Here is a 22751-nt window from a genome sequence, read left to right on the forward strand (position 1 = left end):
AGTCTGCCACAGCTGTTTTTCACCCCATTTTCTCGAAGGAGAGTCTATCGTGTCTGCCCACAAGATTCTAGTCATCGATGACAGCAAAGTTATCCGTATGCGAGTTAAGGATATGTTGCCCCAGGGAAATTTCGAGGTGATTGAAGCCAAGGACGGCCTCGAAGGTTTTAATCTGATCCAGAGTGAGCGGCCCAACCTGATTATGTTGGACTTTCTCCTGCCCAAAATGAGTGGCTGGGAAGTGTTTCAATCGGTGCAGGAACGCCCCGAACTCAAGGCTATTCCCTTGGTGTTGATGTCCGGTCGGAAGGAAGAAGTGCTCGAAAAAATTCCCGAACCCTTCGAGTATTTTGCTTTTGTGGAAAAACCATTTGAGCAACGGGAATTGGTGGCCGCCATCAAAGAGGCCATGATCAAAGCTAAAAAACACGCTCCTGTGGCCGCCGTTGCCAGTGGCGCTGCCCCAGCCGGAGATTTGGCCGCTGAAGTGCAACAACTCAAACAACAGGTAGCCCAAATGCACGGCGAAATTGACCTGTTGAAAAAACAGTTGGGGCAATTAGTAACTTTCATCAAGCAACGGCTTTCCTAGGCTATGCTATTGGGCCTGTTGACCGTTAGACTTGGGGTGAAACCTTTGTGTTGAGAAGTTGAGAGTATGACTATGGCATCCCCTACACCAGAGTTAGCCAACCCCACCATGGATGAAATGACCCCTGCTAGTCATCACGATGTAGTGGAAACGGTTATTTCCGGCATGGCCCAGGAAAATAGCGCCTTTGTGCAAGATAACGACCAGGGCAGCATCTGGAAATTTGCCTATGGCAGTGTGGAAGTGCTAGTACAGCTTACCGGAGAAGGGGAAAATGATCTGTTTCGGGTCTGGGCCGAGGTAATGCCCTTACCAACAGATCCAGGCCAATTATTGGCGGAAGTGATGCAATTAAATTGGTCAGATACCTTTGAAGCCTGTTTTGCTCTACGGGAAAATCATTTAGTGGCTCTCCATCAGCGCACTGTGGCGGATCTTTCCCCCAGCGAAATTTCCCGGGCCATTACCCTCGTTGCTACCCTGGCCGATGACCATGACGATCGCCTGAAGGAAAAATACGGCGCTTAGAGCGTGTTTGAAAAGTTGAGTTTTGGCTGCTTAATCCCCCCTAGCCCCCCTTGGAAAGGAGGGAACTGCCGCTAAAGTCAAGTATTAACCAACTAAAAATCTTCTTCCAGAGCCGCAAACAGAGCGCTAAGGATCTGGTTGGAGTATAAAATTCCCTCCGGATCAGTGAAGCAAAACCTCTGCACCGTTTCCGTTGTGGTCTGGTTCGGGGCTAGCATTTGGTTATCCTCGCCATAAAATTCCAGCCAACGGCGATCGCCAAAGGAAGTTAGGGTAGCAAGGATTTTTGCCTTTTCTGTCTGATTAACCGAAGGCAGTTGGGCCCACGTTACCCCAGCGGTCAGCCTTAGTCCTAACATCAAGCTTTCTAACAAATTTTCCAACGGAGAAACCCTTTCCCCCGGAATGGGACAGCCTTGATTGAGCCAAGATTCTAGCCATTGGTAATAGCCATTTCTCGTACGGGGCCGGCCAAAACGCTTACCGTCAATGTAACTGGTGGCCCCCATGCCTAAACCGTAGTAGGGCAAATTACGCCAATAGATTTGGTTATGGCGACATTGGTGGCCGGGGCGGCCATAGTTGGAAATTTCGTAATGGTGGAAACCGGCTTGGGTTAATACTTCTTGGCCATGGCGATAAAAATCAGCACTGCGTTCGGGGGGAGGTACAGCCAATTTCCCCCGCTGTTCCCATTTGTCGAAAACGGTTTGGGGTTCCAACACTAAGTCATAGCAGGAAATATGCTTAGGCCCTGCGGCTAGAGCCAAGGTTAGGGAACTGTGCCAATCTGCTGCCGTTTGCTCCGGTAGCCCCGTAATCAAATCCAAGCTCCAATTTTCAATATTCTCCTTGGCGATCGCCGTGAGGGCTTGATCGATGTCCCGGCGACGGTGGTGGCGGCCACAAAGGGCCAGTAAATTGTCTTGGAAAGCCTGTACGCCCAAGCTAAAGCGGTTAATGCCCAAATTTTTATAGCCTTGCAATTGAACTTGGTCAAAGGTGCCAGGATCAATTTCAATGCTTATCTCAGCGTCCGGGGCAATGCCCAGATATTGATCAACCGCCAGCAAAATTTTTTCCAAACCGGTGATCGGCAATAAAGAAGGGGTGCCTCCACCAAAAAAAACTGTTTGTAAAGGCTGGCCTTGGTGTTGTTGCCCCGCAATTTCTCTGCATACTGCTTCCACATATTCCCCCACCCAACCGTCCAGGGTTAAAGACTGGAAACCCGTCACAGCAATAGGAAAATCACAATAAAAACAGCGTTGGCGACAAAAGGGAATGTGAATGTAGGCGGCAGTGGGCATTAAATATGTACCTGTATTCACTGGCGATAAAGTTGCCTTTGTTGAATGTAGCTTTGCACCGGATCTGGAATTAGATCGTCGTCTCGAATTTGCCGGTAAATGCTGGAGGAAATGGGGGGAGTGATGGCTTGATCGTCGCCTTGGTTAACTAATTGGTAGTGCCCTCCTAACTGGGCCAATTTATCCAAATCAGCTTGATTAATGCCGTAGCCCGGCCGGGGAAAAATCACCAATTGGACAGCGGGCAATAATTCTTTTACTGCGTACCATTGAGAAATTTGCCGAATTAAATCTGCCCCCACCACCAAGGCATAATCCGGTTCCAGCCCCCATCTTTGTTGGGCCCGTTGCAGGCTAATTAAACTGCGGCGATCGCTCAAATCTTCCCAAATTTGCACTGTGGCGTAATCCTTCTGTACATCCTCCACCAACAGCTTCAACATTGCTTGGCGATCGCCCAGGCTGGCCCAGTGTCCTGTTTCGGGATTGGGGCCTTGCTTAAAAGGATTGTCGGCGGCCCACACCGCTACTTGGTCAAAATGTTGAGCTAACCAAATGAGGATGGCCCGGTGGGCTAGGGTGGGGGGATCGGCGCTGGTGCCAAAAAGGGCTATTTTCACGAAGGGGTTTGAATTTATATTACTTTCGTCTCCGAACAATTAATTTTTCACTTCCGTTAGCTCAATTACCCGCTCATCGTAATCCTTGACCAAAAAATTCAACGGCTTGCGACTGCGTACTTTATAGCGGAGACGGCGAGATTGCACCCGCAGAAAAATTTGCTCCAAACAATCGTGGTCAAAACAGACATGGCGTTGGCGATTGTTACTGCCAAAGCTAGCCCCACCAATGATGTGCAGTTGGGTATTTTTTTTCAACTGATACCAAAGCCCGTCCTGGGCACTGTAGCGATTCTCGGGGGGAATTTGGGGGTTAGCCGCCATGGAAAATGAGTCCCAACCCGCAGTACCTAGGGTTTGTTCATAGTTGTAGTAATAATGCAGAGGCACGTCCGCCACGGCTAGCTCCAGCAAACCTTCATAAAATGCTTTGGCGATCGCCAGGTCCGACACCATCACTGTGTACACCTTGGGGGCACTGGTGAGAAATAACCACATAGCCAAGGCATAGGCCCCCAACAGCATCACCATAATGCCTTGGGTGGAAAACAAGCTGTCAATGGGAATCAAGGCGGCGAAATGCAGGGGCATGGTTAGGAAACTGGGGGATAGAACCCGAAATAATCAGCGAAAATTGTATTGTTAGGATCATTAGGCTTTGCCACCGCTGGAGCCAGCAAACACCGTCCAACTAGCATTGCCCTTGGGATACATTCTACCAAGAGCTATCCCGGCGTTCCAAACTTCCCTCCGATAACCTATGGACCAGTTGGATCAATTGAGTGATTATTTTCCCCCTCCCCTCCCGGTGGGCCAAACCCTTTTTGATTGGGGCAAACGCACCTATGTGATGGGAATTTTGAATACTACGCCGGACAGTTTTAGTGATGGGGGCGAATTTAACTCTCTACCAACGGCCATCCACCAGGCTAAAACCATGGTGCAGGGGGGAGCACACATTATTGACATTGGCGGCCAGTCCACCCGACCGGGGGCAGAAACTGTTAGCTTGAAGGAAGAATTAGAGCGCACTATTCCGATTATCCAAGCTCTCCGGCAAGAATTAGACATTCCCATTTCCATCGATACCACCAGGGCGGAAGTGGCACGACAAGCTCTCCAAGCCGGAGCGGATATGGTCAACGATATTTCCGGAGCTACCTTTGAACCAGAAATTTTGGCGGTCGCCGCCCAGCACAAGGCTCCGATTATTTTGATGCACATACGGGGTAACCCCCAAACTATGCAAAATTTGACGGATTATGGGGATTTAATCGGGGAAATGAGGCAGTTTTTCAGCGCCCAAGTAGATCTAGCCCGCCATTACGGCGTATTGCCCGAACAGATTATCCTTGACCCAGGCATTGGCTTTGCTAAAACCGCTGAGCAAAATATTACCCTACTGCGCCAGTTACCGGAGCTAAAAAGACTTGGTTTTCCCCTATTGGTGGGGCCATCCCGGAAAAGTTTCATTGGCAAAATTCTTGACCAACCTGATCCGAAGGAAAGAGTTTGGGGTACTGGGGCGACCTGCTGTCGGGCGATCGCCGGGGGAGCAGATATAGTCAGAGTCCATGATGTGGAAGCCATGGCCCAGATATGTAAGGTTGCAGATGCCCTATGGCGATGAGTAAGCCTAACTTAAGGAAGTTAATGGAAAATCTGGGGCAAAAACTCCAGCGTTGGGCCCTAGAGGAATGGTCGGGCTTAATTCTGGTGATGGTCCCCATCGCTCTATTGTTCTGTTGGGGGCTAGACTTCCATAACCTACGGCGGGGAGAGGAAACAAATTTAGTTGAATCAGCCCATTATTGGCGGGCAACACTACAAAATTACGGCTTTACTCCAACTAGCTTGTTTGAGAACCTAGGGCGATCGCCATTGCCCATTTGGTTAATTAGTCTTAGTCAAATGATTTTTGGCCATGAATTATGGGGCGATCGTTTACTGGGAGCTTTGCTCAATGGGGCCAGTTTGCCGTTGTTATATTGGCTGGGCAAAGAACTGTACAGCCGCAGTTTGCCCGCCTTCCTCACTTTAGTAGTTTATGGCACTGCCCCCACTGTGGTTTATTGGGCCAGGGTAGCTAGCATTAACAGTTTTGTCTTACCGTTAACCATTGCCTGTCTAGCTAGTGCACTGTTTTGCCGTCGGGATTTAAGGGGAGGCTTACCCTTGGGTCTGACCCTCAGTGCCCTGGCATTAACAAATTTGCCTACTTCCATCGTACTATTTGCCACTAGTCTAGTTTTTCTCCATTGGGATACACCCCGTTTAAAATCTTCACCCCTATTTGGGTTTGGTCTAGTTTTAGGTTTACTACCGGCGATCTCCTGGTGGCTGGGCTATGGTTTCTTGCTCCATGGAGAAATTGTGGACTCGATAATGGTCATTGGTGGCTCTCCCTGGCCCCTAAAGTTAAGGGGCTGGCTCTGGCTACTGGCAAGTTCCCCCGGTCTAATTTTTGCTCTGAATACTTTTCCCCGGGCCCAACAAGCATTGCCCTGGAGTTGGGCCCGTTTCCTGCTTTGCCAAGGGGGAGTGTACGGTATGTTAGTCATCATTTCTCCCTGGGCCAGCACTTCCTTGGTGATGCCCCTGTTAGTAGTTTTGGCATTGGCAGCAGGATTGACCTTAGCTGAAATACGCCGAGGAGCTAGTACTTTGGTTTATACTCCCTGGTGGCGTCGATTTTTCCTGACCCTAGCCGGTTTGACTGCCTTGGGGGCCATAGCTATTCATTTCTCCTATGGCAGGAGCAATTTAGCCAGTTGGACTGCCCGGGATGGTGTAATCACCATATTGGTACTAGTTTTATTGTCTTTAACCTTGGTGATGACTTCCCTGTTGTTAGACCGTCAGCAACCGGAGTTTATCAATGTGCTTTTTTGGGGACTATTCGTCTGCCTGTTTTTGGTTATCTATACCCCCTTAAGCTATCTGCCCCCTAGGTCTTTGCCTGATGTGATAGTTTCTACGGTTTCCACCACTAACCAATTGCCGGCGGAATTATAACGACCTCCTAAGGTAATTTTTTTGCCATTGGCGTGGTTGATTAATTGCTCCGCCACTTCCGGTCGTTCCGTAATCACTTTGAGAATTTTGCCCGATTGTTGGCAGATTAACTGATAGGTTTGGTGTTCACTTTTTTGCAGCTCGCCGGTGTAAACAGATTGACTTTTAGATAAGGGCAATTGAGCCAGATTAACATCCACGGGACAATGGCCTGAGGGGGGATACTGATCAGGATTGTCCAAATAATATTGTTGCCATTGCCGCCATTCGGGGTGGTCGGGAACTAAATTAAATAGGGGAATAACCGCCGCTGGGGCCCGGCGATCGCCAATCAGGGCTTCCTGCACATCCCGCACGTCTAAGTCCTGGGGGTCACAATTTTTTTCCACACTTAAAGCCGCTATCATTCCCACTGCTTGCCCTGTGTTCATAACTAGGGGTTGTAAACGGGTGCTGCCATTGGCCATGTGACTGACGGAAATATTTTTTTCACAGGGTAAATAGCCCCGCGCTGTCGGAGATAAAAGAGCTGGAAAAGGAATGGTAAAGGGGGTTCCCGTCCATCTTCCGCCCCAAATTAAGGATTTGGGAGTAAGAGGAAATTCATAGCCAGGATAGTGGTGATCGTTGGCATAATTTCCCACCCCAATGCTAGTAACTTTTTGGTTATAAATTGGCAGGGATGCTACCTGACCCTGGGGTAAAATATCCCTTTCTGTAATAACTTGCTGACCTTTTAAGCGCCTACTTTCCCGATAGTAGGGATGGAGAGCAAAGGCGGTGGAAATATCTCCAGTTTGTGGAAAAATTCCTGTGGCTAATTCTAAGTTTTCTGAATGATGCTTTTGGAGGTAATAGGCGTAGGCATAGCTATATTGATAAGCTTCCTTTAAATAGGTTTGCTTTTCCTTTTCACCGCCCAATAAACGGTTTAAATCTTTGCCATAATCATTGCCGGCGATCGGCCAATTAATCATATAATGCTCGCCGGGTAATTGGCCATAGGTTAAAAAATCTTTTTCTCCATAGTTCTGCCAAGTATGGGTAAAATCTTGGGCTACATCAATAGTAGGTTCAGCAATGATATTTGTTTGATTATTAGTTGTTTTTCGTAGCAAAAATACCCAAGTGGGGGACTGTATTGGATACTCTTCTGTCATCTCATTGGGAGCAATCGGACAACTGGGTTCATCAAATTTATCCTGCCAATCCCAACCCCAACGGTGGCCAATATCTCCCAGGGCTAGTAAATCCCCCAACTCTGTGCCATCCAGAATTACCCTAGCTCGAATTTCATAGTCTGGAAATCTCACCCCCACCAGGCGATCGCCATTTTTTACCACTTCCATGGGGCATTGATTGGCAATCCAAGTTAAATTAGGCAACTCTGCCGCCCAATCAGCGAAGATTTTGGACCCTAGACGGGGATCAAAAGTAAATAAACTCACCCAGCTATGGTCTAAACCCCCGGGTTGTTGGACCGTCAAAGTCCTTAAAAACTCTCCCCATAGCCCCGTTTGCCAAGCGGCCAATTCATTGCCGTCGGGAGCAGACACTCCAGCGGAAGTTAACATACCTCCCAACCAGGGCCCTTCGCTAACAAGGATGGTTTTTACTCCTCGTCGGGCCGCCTGGATCGCCGCCGCCGTGCCCCCAGTGCCACCTCCCACCACCAAAATATCTGTGGTCAATCGGGCAATAGATTTTGTTGCAATGGCCATAATGTTTCTGGGAAATCACAGACTATTTAAAAATTGTTTTGCCGTCAAAATAGGAATATTTTAATACGTTTCTAGGACGAGTAAATCAGTGTCACCACTGATAATAGCATCAGCCTGGGAGGCGATCGCCGTGGCCAAAACCATGGCATCTTTAGGATCCCGAGGATCCCGCAGTTCGGGAACTTCTAGGGGATGGATAGGATAAATAGTAGAAATTTCGCCCATCGCAAGTAGAATTTCTTCTGTCGTTAAAGACAGTAATGCGAGCCTTTTTTGCAGCTTTTGGTAACTTAGAACTTTCTCCACTTCCTGCAAAATTTCTACGGAAGTACAGGTCAAAATTTCTTTTTTACGAGCTAATTTTATGAGATTACCTGGTAACCCTTGCCATAACCACCCGGAAAGCCAAAGGTTTGTATCTAGGACGACCTTCATAATGCCGATTCGCTCTCAAGGCGATTTTCACGACGCACTTCTCGCACTAATTCGCAAATTTCTTCCATGATTTCATCGGTAAGTTCCTCACCATTACGCCGTAAACTATGCTCCCACTTTTCCCAATCAAAAGCAGGAACTCGTTTTAGCTCAATTTTGTCTTCGTGAACTGTAATCTTGTAGCTTTCACCAGGAACTAGTTTGGCTTTAATTTCCGGGGGAAGATCTAGGGTCTGTTCTGCAGTAACAGTAGCGGTGAGAACTTGCTCGATGGTGCTCATGGTCTGGAAGGAAAAGCAAAGATTGCCACTACCATCATAGGTTACCCAGCCCAGACAAAAGTTTAATGCTTGACCTGCCAGAACTACAATGGCTTTTGGTAAATGTTGACCGAGTGCCCAAATTCCTCTGCCATTAGAGCAATGTCAATGCACCCGGCCATGGTTTGTTTGCGAAAAATCTCAGAAATTTTCGCTACCCCTTACCATTTTACTTTTTCAAATCCTTAGCCATCTGGCGGAACATGTCCAAACTATTGTCGTTGGAACGGCGATCGTTGTTGGCCGGGGTAGAGTTGGCCTGGGATGGGGCGGAATCCATTTTGGTACTGGGGGCCGGTTGACCATTAGCCTGGATTTTTTTCACCTCCATGGCAGAAATCTCCTTGACCACTTCCCCTCCCTGGGAGTTGAGAGTTTTAGGAAAACTCCGTTTAATTTTGATGGGAGTCCGCATGTATTCGGCATTGCCCAAGCTTTTGGCATCGTCGCTTTCAAGAAAAAATGCCTCTTTTTTTTCTGGCTGAGGACTGGGGTTGGCTTCAATATCTTCGACGTACTGTGCCTTTTTACCAAATAAGCCAAATAATCCGGCCATTGATCGTTGCTCCTGGGATAATTGTTAAAATTTATTGCGAATTGTTAAATTTTAACAACTTTTGACCAGGCGACAATGGCCTTTACCTTAGTCTGCGTTGGTTTGCAGGTTTTGGCCCTAGGCAACAACTAGAAAATTACCGCCCCTCCCTCATCATCATCGCCATCTTCCATGGCATCCCAATCCATGGTGTCTTGTTCCTCCCGCTCGTCCCCATCTTCGTCATCATCATCAAAATCCATATTGGCGGAGTCTTTGGGGGCATTATTAACCGCTCCAAGGTCAATTTGTTGACGGTAATAGTCCACACTGCGCACCTGTACGTCCACCTCATTGCCTAAGCGGTAAGAAGTACGACTTTTACGACCCACTAGGGCGCATTGGCGACTGCGGAACTCGTACCAGTCATCTTTGAGGGAACTAACATGGACGAGGCCTTCAGCCAGCAGGTCGAAAATTTGCACGAAGAAGCCATAGGACTGGACTCCAGTGATTAAGCCCCGGAAGATTTCCCCGGTGCGGGCTTTCATTTTTTCAGCTTTTTTCAGCCCCAATAGATCTTTTTCGGCATCTTCGGCAGTTTGTTCCCGGTCATTGAGTCCCAACACCAACTGGTGCAAATCCCCTTCAATGGTTTCTTGGAGGTTGGGGGGCAACACATTCCAGCTAATTTGGTTACGGCAGGTGTGGGCATTGAGCTCTACCCCGGTTTTCATTTGTTTGGTCCGGCGATCGCGCCCCTCTGTTAAGACGAGTTTCAGCAATCGTTGTATTACTAAATCCCCATACCGTTGGGCCGGAGAAACACAGTGGGTATAACCGGAATCATAGGCAAGGGCAAAGTGGGGAGCGGGATGGCTAAAATACTTTTCGATTTTGAGAGTATTAGCCAGCAAATGGTTCAACACCGCTTTAGCTGGCAGGGATTCAAATGCTTGGCTGAGGTGATGGTAATGCTGGGGAATAATGTCCCCTTCTAGGTCAATTTTTACGCCTAAATCGAGGTTTTCCGCTAATTTAACAATGTCCGTTAGATCTTCAGCTTCCGGTGCGACCTGGCCACAGTAGAGACCAGGTATGCCCAGGGCTTGCAGTTGGAGAGCTACTTCTCGCTGCAACACCACCATCAATTCTGCTAACAAACTACGAATGGGCAGGGTTTCTTGGGTCATGATCACCCCCAAACGACCCTCATCCAGGCGGGGGGAAGCGGTTTCTGTTTGGAGGTTAAAACTCCCCCGCTGTAGCCGTTGGGATTTAATCAGGGGGCAAATTTGGAAAAATAATTCCTGGAGCAGGCCGCCGTAGGGTTTCAACTCGCCACTTACGGATTCAATGTCCGCCAAGGCTGTTTGCACTTCGCTGAAGTCTAGTTGGTGATCGACTTTGACCACACTGCTGTGGTATTCAAACCCTGTTACTTCCCCCCGGTCATCCACTGTGAGAAAGAAGGATAGGGCCAGACGATCTTCGTCGGGAATGAGAGAACAGCGCCCGATCAAACCTTCGGGGAACAGGGGGCAAATCTGTTCTTCTAGGTACACGGTGGTGCCCCGTTTACGGGCTAACTGGTCCAACAGACTATCTTCGGCAATGTAGTGGGCAATGTCGGTGATGTGAATGCCTACTTGCCATTGGTTTGCTTGGCTTTCTAAGCTCAGGGCCACCTCTTGCCAGGGTAACGTTTCCCCCCGGGGACCATCGCCAAAGGTAACTAACTGGAGCTTGCGATAATCCTGCCTTTTTTTCAGTTCCCCTGGTTCAATCACTTTGGGCAAACTTTGCAGAGCTTCGATGGCTTCGGGAGTCCAACCTAGGGGCAAATCATGTTTACAGGAAACGATATCGGTGTCGGCGGCGGCTTCAGCGTCACTGCCTAACACTTTAGTAACTTCGCCTAGGGGCGGGTGCTGGGCAATGGGATAACGGAGAACGGAAACATGAACGAGATGATCTACCGCTTCTCCGAGGTTTTGCTCCTTATCCTGAAGTTCCAGCTCAAATAGCAGGCGGTCATCTAGCGGCACAGCCCGGTAATTATCTTCGCTTTTTTTCACCTGCGCTAACAGGGAAGGATTGGCTCGGTCGAGAATGAGATGGACTGCTCCTTCGGGGGACTTGCGGCGGGTACCGTCCTTAATCACTTTGACCAAAACCCGATCGCCGTTCCAGGCATTGCTGAGATTCCCTTCCCGGACGTAAATATCGGTGGCATCTTCATCGTCTTGGATGGCAAAACAAAAACCCTTACTGGAACAACGCAGCCGGGCTTCCACCACATCTTCCCTGGTCACCCGCTTATATTTACCCCTTTCTTTGACTAGTACCCCCATTTTTTCCAGGGCATCGAGGGCAATCTGTAGGGCTTCTATGGCCTCAGGACTCTCACAACCTAGTTTTTTTTCGAGAAACTTACCCGCTACTAATTTGTCGTCAACAAAATAGGACAAAAGTGTGGCGATCGAATAATCCATGAAACTGAATCCTGAGGTGGGCTTACGGGGTGAAGGGAAGCGTTAGAATTGTCGAGGTTTGCCATTGACCATGAAGTTTGTAATGGAAATCCGCCCTCAGTAAAGTACTGAACTATGTCAACTGCAGGTGTACAGATGTTTTGGCGCGGTGTTCCCCCTCCACCAATCCCTGGAAAGTGGGTGAGCCATGGCAGAGGGCAAATAAACTAGTATTAAAGGCAATGCACCAATGGAAGCAAATCCGACGGTGACAATCCATAACAACCCTTGATTGTATCAAAGAGAACGTCACCTTTGTGGTTAGGGTCCGTGGGCAAAGTTCTAATCTGCGCCCTCAATGGGAACTTTGATCTCTTTTTTCCCTAAACTTGGGGAGAGAGACAGGGAAAAAAGTTTATTAGTGTGAATTTTCCAAGTGTGGATATTGTAAACCCTGACCATGGCGGCGTAGAAAAGCTTTGGCTAGAGAGAGAGCGAAGTCCTGGTCACACTACATTACCGGACAAACTTTCCTAGGCGATCGCCTTTTGCCCCGGCCGGACAGCCGTTAAAACCATGCACTCCATGGGTCAAGGTAGAATGGGCCAGGATAAGTAATCCATTGAACTAACGCGATCTTCGTAATTCTCGATAACTTTTTTACCCATCAAACCACCGCCTTGCCCCCTTGCCCCATAAGTCATGAGTGAAGTTTCTCTGCGTCCCGCCAAAATTAGTACTGTATTGCCGGGGTCCCTGGGGGAAGAAATGGGCTTTGAGCCGGGGGATGCCATTGTGCGTATTAATGGTCAGGCACCGAGAGATTTGATTGATTATCAATTTCTCTGCGCTGACGATTATTTGGAATTGGACGTATTGGACAGTCAGGGAGAATTACATGAACTGGCGGTAGAAAAGGAATTCGATCAGGATTTGGGACTGGGGTTTGAAACGGCCCTATTCGACGGGCTGATCCAGTGCAATAACCGTTGTCCCTTTTGTTTCATCGACCAACAACCGCCGGGGAAACGGGAGAGTTTGTATTACAAAGATGATGACTATCGCCTGAGTTTTCTCTACGGCAGTTATCTCACTTTGACTAATTTGAGTGCCAAGGAATGGCAACGCATAGAACAGTTAAGGCTTTCTCCCCTCTACGTTTCCATCCATGCCACGGAAGCATCGGTGCGGGAAAGATTGTTAAAAAATCATCGGGCCGGTCAGATTCTTGACCAGTTGGCTTGGTTCCAAGCTAGAAGATTACAGATCCACGCCCAGGTGGTGGTTTGTCCTGGTGTTAATGATGGTAAGCACTTAGAGCAAACTTTGAGGGACTTAGCCCAGTTTCACCAAGGGGAAACCCCAGCGGTGATTTCAGTGGCGGTGGTGCCGGTGGGTCTAACCCGTTTTCGTCCCCAGGAAGATGAGTTAAGCCCCGTTGGTCAAGCTAAAGCCACGGAGGTAATTGCCCAGGTTCAAGCTTTGCAAAAGGAATTTGCCCAGCAACTAGGTGGTAACTTTGTTTGGTTGGCCGATGAATGGTTTCTCATTGCCCGTCAACCTTTGCCACCGGAAAGCCATTACGAAGACTATCCCCAAATTGGCAACGGGGTAGGGTCTATCCGTCAATTCATTAAGGAGTTTCAACAACAAGCTGCGGAATTTCTCCCCCCGGCGATCGCCGAAGCCAAGACGTTGACCTGGGTAGTGGGCAATGCTGTAGAACAAGCGTTTGAGCTACTGGTGGAACAGTTAAATCAGGTAAAGGGTTTAACAGTTAATTTAGCGCCCTTAAACAGTGACTATTGGGGTCAGGAAATTACGGTGACGGGACTATTGACGGGGCAGGATTTAATCGCTAAATTGGCAGGCAGAGATTTAGGGGATGGTATTCTATTGCCTGCTCTGATGTTGAAACATGATGATACTCGCTTCTTGGATGACCTCCGGGTGGCCGATGTGGCTCAAAAGTTGGGCACAACCATTTACCCTGTGGCTGATGTGGCCAGTTTGTTGGAACATTGTGTTCAGCCCATGGCTGTCTCCCGCCATTGCTAAAAAACCCCGTTAATTTTTCTTACCCATGGGGAAGTTTGCTGGTTCAATAGGCCGAGTTGTAGTCGGCAGTCTATCTTGAGAACAATTGTTTTTACATGACAGATAGTGGGCTAAGAATAACTTTGCTCAAACCATTTGGTAAAACTGCTCAATGGACGAGCCGATTTTCACCCCGGCAATTTTGTTGAACCTCCCACTTCTCCGGTGGTCATTCTCAAGGAGTTGGTGGCTAAGTTGTACCGGGAACAAAATAAAGTGCAGGATCTGTTGGGGGCCATGGGCTACGCCCTGCGGAGTTTACATAATCTGAATCAGTTTCTGGAATTGACCCCTCTGATGGCCACCAGGGTCACCGATGCCGATGGCAGTGCTTTAGTTCTAATGAGAGAGGGGGAAATATCTATCTTTGAACAAATCCATGGCCACAAAAATAGTCTTAAGGGCACCATTAAAGGCGCTTTGCAGAAGGCCCGCCAGGTTAACCTCACATTGGATTCTTCCACTGTCCTGAGTTATTTTGACCGTCAATTGCGCCAAGAATTACCGGCGATCGCCTGTTATAACACCCCCATTTTGAGTCACCAAGAGGAAGTGGGCCGCTTATATATCTTTAGTCAAGATCGTAACTATAGCTGGACTCCCACCCGTCGTAAGTTACTACAGCTAATTTCTGATCAAACCGCTGTGGCGATCGCCAATAGTGATTTAAACCAAAAGTTGAGATCCAGAGAAAGTCAGGATCGGGAATTGGAAATTGCTTCAGAAATTCAAAATCAACTATTGCCCCGTTGTTGTCCCCAAATTAATGGTTTGGACATTGCTGCCCAGTGTAAAACCGCCAGTCGGGTAGGTGGGGATTACTACGATTTCATTCCTGCCAACTATGACCAACTGCGCCAGGGGGATTGGTTATGTCGTAACACAAGCCATTTGGGGGTGCCCTGGAGTATTGTCATCGGCGATGTCATGGGTAAAGGAGTACCGGCGGGTCTAATTATGACCATGACTAGGGGGATGCTGCGGGCAGAAGTGCTGAACCGCCATAGTCCAGCCCAAATTCTTAACCACCTCAACCGGGTAATGTATGCCGACCTGGAAAATTCCCATCGCTTTGTCACCTTGTTTTATTCTGAATATAACCCCGAAACGAGCATACTTTCCTATAGCAACGCCGCCCATAACCCTCCCCTATTGTGGCGGGCCGGCAGTGACAGCCCCCAATGTTTAATTCCCCTGGATACGGAAGGAGCTTTAATCGGCTTGGAGTCGGATTCCAATTACCGGGATGCCCAGATTCAGCTTGTTCCCGGGGACGTGGTTCTGTACTATACCGATGGTCTGACCGATGCGGGCAATGCCAAAGGCGATCGATTCGACGACAAAAATCTCCGCATTGCTTTCCAACGGGCCTGTGAAACCGCCCAAACTGCCCAGGGTATCCTTACGGAAATTTTCACTTCGGTGGAAGCATTTGTGGGCTCAGACAATAGTCATCAAACCGATAAAATCCCCGCCCGAGACGATATGACATTGGTCGTTCTGCGGGTAAAATCGACGGAGTGAGCCTTACTGTTTGGGAGTCAGCGTCTATGTGGCAGTTTACAGAAGTAATTTCAATCTTTGTACCATCTGACTGGCTGGGACACAGTTATATCCACTGGCAAATGTCTCAAATAATTTCTTTTCCTTGGCTGACGGACAGTATGGTTTTTGCTCAGAATATCAGTGCGATTAAATCCATTGATATCCTCGCTGACTTCCAAAATGCCTGGAATAATTTTATCCAGTCTGGGCAAATTTGGGCTTTGATTATTGGTTTTGTGCTTGGTTGGGGCATACGGGGTTTCACTGGTGGTTAATATTTTTCCCCTCTCAAACTAACTACTCCGCCATCATTTGCTAACTATCACAACGAAATCCCCCCATCCCAATGACAAAAAAAACCTGGAGCGATCGTTTTGAAGGCACATTGCACCCCGCCATTGCCCTGTTTAATGCCAGCATTGGTTTTGACATTGAACTAATCGAATATGACCTGGATGGCTCGATCGCCCATGGCAAAATGTTGGCCAAGACGGGCATTATCAGCCCAGGGGAAGCAGAACAGCTAGTGCAGGGCTTGGAGCAAATTCGCCAGGAATACCGAGCCGGTAATTTCAATCCAGGGGTAGACCAGGAAGACGTTCACTTTGCTGTGGAACGCCGATTAACAGAATTGGTGGGGGATGTGGGCAAAAAACTCCACACTGCCCGTTCCCGCAATGACCAAGTAGGAACCGATGTTCGTCTTTACCTGCGTGCCCAAATTGATGACATCCGCCAACGGTTAAGGGATTTTCAAGCAGTGTTGCTCCAACTGGCGGAAACCAATGTGGAAACCTTAATTCCCGGCTACACCCACCTACAACGGGCCCAACCGGTCAGTTTGGCTCACCATCTACTGGCCTATTTCCAGATGGCCCAACGGGATTGGCAACGGTTAGGGGAAATTCGAGCTAGAACTAACGTTTCTCCCCTCGGTTCTGGGGCTTTAGCAGGAACAACTTTTCCCATCGATCGCCATTACAGTGCCGAATTGTTGGGGTTTGCAGGGGTTTACGCCAACAGCTTAGATGGGGTGAGCGATCGGGATTTTGCCATTGAATTTCTCAACGCCGCCAGTTTGATCATGGTGCACCTCAGTCGGCTGAGCGAAGAAATGATCCTCTGGGCTTCCCAGGAATTTAGCTTTATCAGTTTGACCGATAGCTGTGCCACAGGATCAAGCATTATGCCCCAAAAGAAAAATCCAGACGTACCAGAGTTAATTCGGGGTAAAGCCGGGCGGGTGATGGGTCATCTGCAAGGAATGCTAGTACTGATGAAAGGTTTGCCCCTGGCCTATAACAAGGATTTGCAGGAAGACAAGGAAGCCCTGTTTGATGCAGTAAAAACGGTGCAAGTGAGCCTGGAAGCCATGACCATTTTGCTTGATGAAGGTATTGTTTTTCGTCAAGAACGGTTAGCGGAGGCGGTGGCGGAAGATTTTTCCAATGCGACGGATGTGGCGGATTACTTGGCGGCTAAGGGAGTCCCCTTCCGGGAAGCTTATAATCTGGTGGGCAAGGTGGTTAAAACCAGTTTGGCGGCAGGGAAATTGCTCAAGGATTTAACCCTGGCGGAATGGCAAGCGCTCCATCCCGCTTTTGAAGAGGATATTTACCAAGCTATTACCCCCCAGCAAGTGGTGGCGGCACGCAATAGTTACGGGGGCACGGGCTTTGAACAGGTGAAAATGGCGATCGCCAATGCCAAAGCTGAATTAAGCCAGACTTAAATTGGTGTGGAGATATGCCCAGGTTTTCATTAAGTTACTGCTCCGTCGTCCCCTATCAGCAGTGACGGTAATTCCGGTTCTATCAGATAGTTCCATAGTCCTAGTCAAACGACGGGATACAGGGCAATGGAGTTTACCAGGGGGGCTGATCGACTGGGGGGAAACAGTGGCAATAACGGCCGCCCGAGAGTTACAGGAAGAAACTGGTTTACGGTTGATAAAAATAGATCGCCTGCTTGGGGTCTATTCCAGTCCCGACAGAGATCCCCGCATGCACTCCGTCACCATTTCCCTGGTGGTTAAAGCGCAAGGTGATTTGCTCATTGGCGATCGCCAGGAAATATCCGAAGTAAAAGCTTTTGCGGTGGAAGATTTACCGTTAGGAGCATTAAGCCATGACCACGATCAACAACTACAGGATTTTTTACGGGGGGAAACAATCATTGCTTGATTCCCTGCATTTCTTATTGAGCAAATATTTTGTATAAATCAGCTAAGTTTTCGACAAGGTCTTTGATACCCATCCCCTATGTTCAATGGTCGGGGAACTGGTCCAAATTGGCGATCGTCTCTCATCCGATTTCCCTAAGTACACCAACTGCTCAATATCTGAAGCTTTAAAATCAGGTTTTTATAAAGTGGCGATCGTTTGCTCAATCTACTTTTGTAAATCCTGTTCATAAAGAGTTTTAGCCATTATAACTACCTTCTATATCAGGGCAATTCAATCCCAGTTGCTTTAGCATAGCGTTTAGTGTTCCAGTTTTTAGTTCATCACTAGGATTTCGCACAATGGTCAGGCGATCGCTTCTACACTGGGATTACGCACAGTCGCATATTTAACATCAAAGATAATTTAAATGGGCTAAAATAGCAAAATTATCAAACATTAGGTAAGCTATGATTGAAGATAATCAGTCCCACAATGAAAATATTAAAGAATATCTTAATTACTATAAAAAATTAGATTCTCCTGGTTTCGCCATTCTTTTAAAAGGTGAATGGGGATGTGGAAAAACCCATTTTATCAAGAATTATTTTCAATTGGAAGACAAAGAAAATAATGAAAGTTTTAATTTTAAAAAGAAATATTTTTCATTAAAAAACAATCAGCATAAGGAAAATTCAAAAGCAATATATATTAGTTTGTATGGAATTAAGGATATAGAATCTATTGATATTCTCATTATACAAAAACTTATACCCATCTTGGCAGATAGGAAAATTCAATTAACTGGCTCTGTTATAAATATTCTTTTAAAATCTTCATTGAAAATTGATTTAAAAGACTTAAAAAATACTAAAATTTTAAATGAGTTTACAAATCTAGATAATAAAATTCTAATCCTTGATGATTTAGAAAGGTGTAAAATTGACATCAATGATCTACTTGGTTATATTAATTTTTTTGTTGAGCATCAAGCACTCAAAGTTATTCTTATTGCTGATGAAGATAAAATTGAGGGAAACATAATTCAGTCTTATGAAACAAAGACATTTGACAAAATCAAAGAAAAGGTTATAGGTAAGAGATTTACTGTCAACACATCCTTTAATAAAGCTTTTGAACAATTTTTAAACTTAGTTTGTAAAGATGAACAAGAGAAAACATATTTATCTAAAAAACGAGACTTTATTAAAGAGCTATTTGAAACTAGTGACTCTAATAATTTAAGGACATTGAAATCAATAATTTATGATTTTGATCGTATTTATTCTTATTTACCTGAAAAAGCCTTAAATAATATTGATTTTCTTGATGATCTATTAAAGTCTCTGACCATTCTATCTATAGAAACTAAACTAGGTAATCTCCCAGAAGACCAGATAAAAATATTAAGCGATATATATGGTGAATATTCTTCAAATATTGCTTCAAATTACACAAAAATAAGTGAAAAAGTAAAAGAAAACTATAAATATGAACATTTTTTTACGTTTTGTCATCGATTACAATACAAATATGTTTTCAGTTTTGAATATTTTTTGCCTAATTATTTATGGTGGGGAGAATTTTTTGAACATGGCATAATTGACAAGCAAGCTTTGTATCATACATTCATCAACAGTAAGTATTATGTTAGTCAAGACTCTGAATTATGGCTTAAGCTTTATCACTATGATCGAATTGAATCCGATGAAATATTTGATGAATTAATAAATATTGCTATTGAGAAAATCAAAAATAGGGATCAATTTGAACATATTGGAATTTTTCTACATGTCATTTCTCTCTTAATATTTTTCTCTAAAGAAGAGTTAATTTCAGAAGATATAAGTATGCTAATTCAAATGGCAAAGGATTATATTCAACATTTTTCAATCACGAATGAAACTCGATTTTGGCAGGAAGTTCTAGAAATATCCAATTTTTCTTCAGAAACATATTTTGTACAATATAAAGAACTTGCGTTTACTAGTGACAATGACTCATATTTCGAAGAAATCAAGTTAACTATTGCAAGAAAAATGCGTTCTATTTATAATAATAACTATCTAAAGAAAATTAATCAAATTTTAGATACTAATCCTTTGAATCATTACCCACACATGAATCTTGCCGAATTAATCTATCGAAAAAATGACGAAATTGAATATTTTCTCCCTAAAGAAGAGTTTCTAAATAAAATTGACGTCAAAAAATCAACTGATTATTTTTTAAAGATAAGCTCTTTTCAACAAGGTCATATTCTTTATTCAATTTTTAATTATTTTCAGTTGCTATATCACCATAATGAACACAAATCATGTATTGGCTATGAGGCTTGTTTTATCTGTGAATTTTTAATTGTAGTTGAGTATAGAAGCATTGAGGCAATTCAAGAGAACAACAGGTTAAATAATCATAAAATCCAAAAAAATTTAAATAAATATTTAACTGTTAAAACAACTCAGGCTTTAGGCGCATTTATTGTATATATTATTGATTATTATATTTCTCTTATTAGGCAATACAAGAAATATATTGCTTATTCTCCTGCTATTGTTAATAAAATAAATAAACTCATAGGAATAATGTTTTTTAATCAAAAACCTGATAGCTTTTAATTACTACTAGCAAGCATCAACGTCAGGCGATGAATTTGACCTAACTGCATATTAACCCCACTCACTTGCTCAAACAAATATGCTAAATTACGGGGTTGTAGCTGGGTGCCATCATTGCGGCAAGTTCCCATGTAATCAACAGTAACTCCTTCTGATGTCATTGCAAGGATAGATAAATCAAGCAACTGTTCCCGTAAATTAAGGGTGACTTTTTTGCCCCGTTTGGTTGTTTTTTCCCACAATATTTCTTCTTGAGCAAGAATTTCTTCCGTCCAGGTTTGCCATTGGGTTAATGTCACCGGTTCTTCAGTAATTAATTGCACTTGGTAACGGGCTTGGGCCAATAATTGCGTCACCGCTGGGGATTTGGGATCCACTTCTTCCACTTGGTAAACAGGTAAATCTACTGGTAAAACGGCGGCTAAGCGTTGGCGAAATTCCCCTGGGTCGAGCATTTCTGTGAGGTCAAAATCGACTATTTCCCCGCTACTACTGGAGCCCAAAGGTAAGGCATTGGCAATGGAAATACGGGGTCCAGGATGGAATCCTCCGGTGAAGGCAATGGGCAAACCTGTGCGACGCATAGCTCGATCAAATAGTCGCACTAGGTCGAGATGACTCACCAAAGCCATGGAATTTTGCTTGCCAAACCAGACTCTTAGGCGCTGTACCCGGTTAGTGTTGGGTTTAAAGTCCCCATCAAAAACTGGAATAGAGGGCACCGGAGCAATAATATTGTGACCAAAATCCACCCCACACACGCCGCAATGGGAGCAACCGTCAAAGGAACAGTCGGGAACGGTGGCCGCTTCTAGGGCGTTAAATAAGTCATTTTTGAGCCAAGTTTTATCAATGCCGGTATCGAGGTGGTCCCAGGGTAGGGGAGCATCATAGACATTTTCATCGGGGGTATCCCCATGGAAAATATTCCATTCTCCGTCTTCTACAAGGCGATATTTCCAGGTTAAATCCGCTTCGTCGATCGCCTGGGCCCAGGCCCCATAGGCTTTGTCCAAACTTTCCCACCAGGCATCCATTCCTGCTCCCAATTCCCAGGCACGACGTACCACTTGCCCCAAACGGCGATCGCCTCGACCGACAAAGTCTTCCATGGCGGAAATGCGGACATCGGTATAATTCACTTTCACTCCTCGCACCCCTTTAAAAGCCTGTCGCAGTAAATCCTGTTTGCGGCGGAACTCACTGGTAGAAACAGAATGCCATTGAAAAGGGGTATGGGGTTTGGGGGTGAAATTGGAAATGGTCAGATTAAAATTTAAAGCTCGACGCTGGGGTAAACGACATTCTTGGCGCAACCATTGCACCGTTTCCACAATACCTAGAACGTCCACATCGGTTTCCCCCGGCAAGCCAATCATGAAATAAAGTTTGACCTTATCCCAACCCTGTTCCACCGCGGTTTTAATTCCCCGCAATAATTCTTCGTTGGTCAACCCCTTGTTAATCACATCCCGCAACCTTTGGGTGCCTGCCTCTGGAGCAAAAGTTAAACTTCCCTGTCTAGTGCCGCCAAGAATGTTGGCAATATTTTCATCAAAACGATCCACCCTTTGGCTGGGCAAAGTGAGGGCAATATTTTCATTTTTGAGGCGATTTCTGATTTCCAATCCCACCGCTGGTAAAGCTAAATAATCGGAACAACTGAGGGAAAGCAAAGAAAATTCGTTATAACCCGTTTGTCGAATACCTGTTTCAATGGCATCAATCACTGCTTCCGGCTCCACATCCCTGGCCGGACGGGTCAACATTCCCGGTTGGCAAAAACGACAGCCCCTAGTACAGCCCCGACGAATTTCCACCGTCAGGCGATCGTGAACAGTTTCAATCAAAGGTACCAAGCCAATGGAGTAAGCAGGGATGGGGGTGGCCACCCGGCGCATAATGCGTTTGGGCACATCGTCCCGATTAGGATGTACGGAACCATCATTGGCCATGTCATAAAAGCGGGGCACATAAACCCCTGGCACTTGGGCTAAATCAAGTAATAAATTTTCTTTGCTTAATCCCTGAAGTTTCCCTTCTTCTAGTACCAAGCCAATTTCTGGTAACAATTCTTCCCCGTCCCCCAGGGCAATGAAATCGAAAAAGTCGGCATAGGGTTCGGGATTAGAAGTGGCAGTTTGTCCCCCGGCAAAAATCAGTGGATAATCCCCCTCTTTTCTTTCCTGCCAAGTGAGGGGAATATGGGCCAATTCCAACATTTCCAAAATATTAGTGGCTCCCAATTCGTAGCTCAAACTAAAGCCTAAAATGTCGAATTCTGGTAAGTAACGACGGGATTCCAAGGAGAATAAGGGCGTATTTGTTTCTCGCAGTTTTGTTGCCAAGTCGGCGGCGGGGAGATAGGTGCGATCGCACAATTGCCTGGGTTGGGCATTGATGATGTTGTAGAGCAAAATATGCCCCAGGTTGGAGGCTCCCAGCTCATAAACTTCGGGATAGGTCAATACCCAGCGCACCGTAGCACTTTTCCATTCCTTGTGCACTGTCCCCAATTCGTTGCCTAGATACCGGGCGGGCTTATGGATCTCGGCATTAATCAGGGTTTCTACGGGCACTGGCATGGTTTTCACTTTGGCGTTGGGCAGTTACCCATTATCGCACGGAGCTTTGGGGGAATAGTCTGCTACCAGTTTTGAGAACCAGGATTAGGGAGGGATTAGCAACAGAAAACATTCGTTGCTGCAGGGGTAGAAATCCCCTTTATCAGCGAAGACAATGATTGCCATAGAACAAATTTATCATAAAAACAGGCACA

The 22751-nt window shown here is 46.1% G+C and carries 19 protein-coding genes; 10 read left to right on the plus strand and 9 right to left on the minus strand.

Annotated features, from left to right (window positions below; genetic code table 11):
- Window positions 1–49: 49 nt before the first annotated feature.
- A complete protein-coding gene (locus tag C7I86_RS03600) occupies window positions 50–592 on the plus strand; it encodes a PleD family two-component system response regulator (protein ID WP_010871899.1) in 543 nt (180 codons plus the stop codon).
- Between the two features lie 72 nt (window positions 593–664).
- Window positions 665–1120, plus strand: a complete 456-nt coding sequence (locus C7I86_RS03605) for a YbjN domain-containing protein (RefSeq protein ID WP_231848049.1) — start codon at window positions 665–667, stop codon at window positions 1118–1120.
- Between the two features lie 92 nt (window positions 1121–1212).
- Here the strand turns inward: C7I86_RS03605 and hemW are convergent, their stop codons facing one another.
- From hemW to C7I86_RS03620, 3 genes are read right to left on the minus strand one after another with little or no spacing between them, the layout of a single operon-like run.
- Complete coding sequence (gene hemW, locus C7I86_RS03610; protein ID WP_010871901.1) at window positions 1213–2451, minus strand: radical SAM family heme chaperone HemW; 1239 nt, start codon at window positions 2449–2451, stop codon at window positions 1213–1215.
- Window positions 2448–3050 (minus strand): nicotinate-nucleotide adenylyltransferase, encoded by a 603-nt coding sequence (locus C7I86_RS03615; RefSeq protein ID WP_010871902.1) that lies wholly within the window; start codon window positions 3048–3050, stop codon window positions 2448–2450. The genes hemW and C7I86_RS03615 overlap by 4 nt, the downstream gene beginning before the upstream one ends.
- A 39-nt stretch (window positions 3051–3089) precedes the next feature.
- The gene (locus C7I86_RS03620; RefSeq protein ID WP_010871903.1) at window positions 3090–3641 is read right to left on the minus strand and encodes a hypothetical protein; all 552 of its coding nucleotides are present in this window, start codon (window positions 3639–3641) and stop codon (window positions 3090–3092) included.
- Between the two features lie 169 nt (window positions 3642–3810).
- Here C7I86_RS03620 and folP point away from each other — a divergent pair, with 169 nt between their 5' ends.
- Both folP and C7I86_RS03630 read left to right on the plus strand, forming a co-directional pair.
- Window positions 3811–4680: a dihydropteroate synthase gene (gene folP / locus C7I86_RS03625; protein WP_010871904.1), complete on the plus strand. Its 870-nt coding sequence runs from the start codon at window positions 3811–3813 to the stop codon at window positions 4678–4680.
- On the plus strand, window positions 4677–6065 hold the full coding sequence (locus C7I86_RS03630) for a glycosyltransferase family 39 protein (protein ID WP_223211341.1): 1389 nt from the start codon (window positions 4677–4679) through the stop codon (window positions 6063–6065). The genes folP and C7I86_RS03630 overlap by 4 nt, the downstream gene beginning before the upstream one ends.
- Here C7I86_RS03630 and C7I86_RS03635 read toward each other — a convergent pair.
- The 5 genes from C7I86_RS03635 to C7I86_RS03655 all read right to left on the minus strand — a co-directional run bounded on the left by C7I86_RS03635 (window position 5987) and on the right by C7I86_RS03655 (window position 11571).
- Entirely contained in the window at window positions 5987–7786 is a 1800-nt protein-coding gene (locus C7I86_RS03635; RefSeq protein ID WP_010871906.1) for an FAD-dependent oxidoreductase, read from the minus strand. The two genes, C7I86_RS03630 and C7I86_RS03635, sit on opposite strands and share 79 nt — an antisense overlap.
- 60 nt (window positions 7787–7846) lie before the next feature.
- Entirely contained in the window at window positions 7847–8221 is a 375-nt protein-coding gene (locus C7I86_RS03640; protein WP_010871907.1) for a putative toxin-antitoxin system toxin component, PIN family, read from the minus strand.
- Window positions 8218–8502, minus strand: a complete 285-nt coding sequence (locus C7I86_RS03645; RefSeq protein ID WP_010871908.1) for a hypothetical protein — start codon at window positions 8500–8502, stop codon at window positions 8218–8220. Before C7I86_RS03645 ends, C7I86_RS03640 begins: the two co-directional genes overlap by 4 nt.
- Window positions 8503–8710: 208 nt before the next feature.
- Entirely contained in the window at window positions 8711–9097 is a 387-nt protein-coding gene (locus C7I86_RS03650; protein WP_010871909.1) for a hypothetical protein, read from the minus strand.
- Between the two features lie 128 nt (window positions 9098–9225).
- The gene (locus tag C7I86_RS03655) at window positions 9226–11571 is read right to left on the minus strand and encodes a ribonuclease R family protein (protein WP_010871910.1); all 2346 of its coding nucleotides are present in this window, start codon (window positions 11569–11571) and stop codon (window positions 9226–9228) included.
- A gap of 681 nt (window positions 11572–12252) precedes the next feature.
- Here C7I86_RS03655 and C7I86_RS03660 point away from each other — a divergent pair.
- The 6 genes from C7I86_RS03660 to C7I86_RS03685 all read left to right on the plus strand — a co-directional run bounded on the left by C7I86_RS03660 (window position 12253) and on the right by C7I86_RS03685 (window position 19972).
- Window positions 12253–13608 (plus strand): TIGR03279 family radical SAM protein, encoded by a 1356-nt coding sequence (locus C7I86_RS03660; protein WP_010871911.1) that lies wholly within the window; start codon window positions 12253–12255, stop codon window positions 13606–13608.
- A gap of 204 nt (window positions 13609–13812) precedes the next feature.
- Window positions 13813–15171 carry a PP2C family protein-serine/threonine phosphatase gene (locus tag C7I86_RS03665; RefSeq protein WP_010871912.1) on the plus strand — a complete coding sequence of 453 codons (1359 nt, stop codon included), beginning with the start codon at window positions 13813–13815 and terminating at the stop codon, window positions 15169–15171.
- A gap of 26 nt (window positions 15172–15197) precedes the next feature.
- Window positions 15198–15467, plus strand: a complete 270-nt coding sequence (locus C7I86_RS03670; protein ID WP_020861516.1) for a hypothetical protein — start codon at window positions 15198–15200, stop codon at window positions 15465–15467.
- 71 nt (window positions 15468–15538) lie between these two features.
- Window positions 15539–16924, plus strand: coding sequence for an argininosuccinate lyase (gene argH / locus C7I86_RS03675; RefSeq protein ID WP_010871913.1), 1386 nt, complete (start codon window positions 15539–15541; stop codon window positions 16922–16924).
- 4 nt (window positions 16925–16928) lie between these two features.
- Window positions 16929–17375: an NUDIX hydrolase gene (locus tag C7I86_RS03680; protein WP_010871914.1), complete on the plus strand. Its 447-nt coding sequence runs from the start codon at window positions 16929–16931 to the stop codon at window positions 17373–17375.
- Window positions 17376–17824: 449 nt separating this feature from the next.
- Window positions 17825–19972: a KAP family NTPase gene (locus C7I86_RS03685; RefSeq protein WP_010871915.1), complete on the plus strand. Its 2148-nt coding sequence runs from the start codon at window positions 17825–17827 to the stop codon at window positions 19970–19972.
- On the opposite strand, the gene C7I86_RS03690 is transcribed toward C7I86_RS03685, so the two are convergent.
- Window positions 19969–22557 carry a TIGR03960 family B12-binding radical SAM protein gene (locus tag C7I86_RS03690; protein WP_020861518.1) on the minus strand — a complete coding sequence of 863 codons (2589 nt, stop codon included), beginning with the start codon at window positions 22555–22557 and terminating at the stop codon, window positions 19969–19971. The genes C7I86_RS03685 and C7I86_RS03690 overlap by 4 nt on opposite strands.
- Window positions 22558–22751 lie beyond the last annotated feature (194 nt).

It is taken from the genome of Synechocystis sp. IPPAS B-1465 (assembly GCF_003015225.1).
Classification (GTDB): domain Bacteria; phylum Cyanobacteriota; class Cyanobacteriia; order Cyanobacteriales; family Microcystaceae; genus Synechocystis.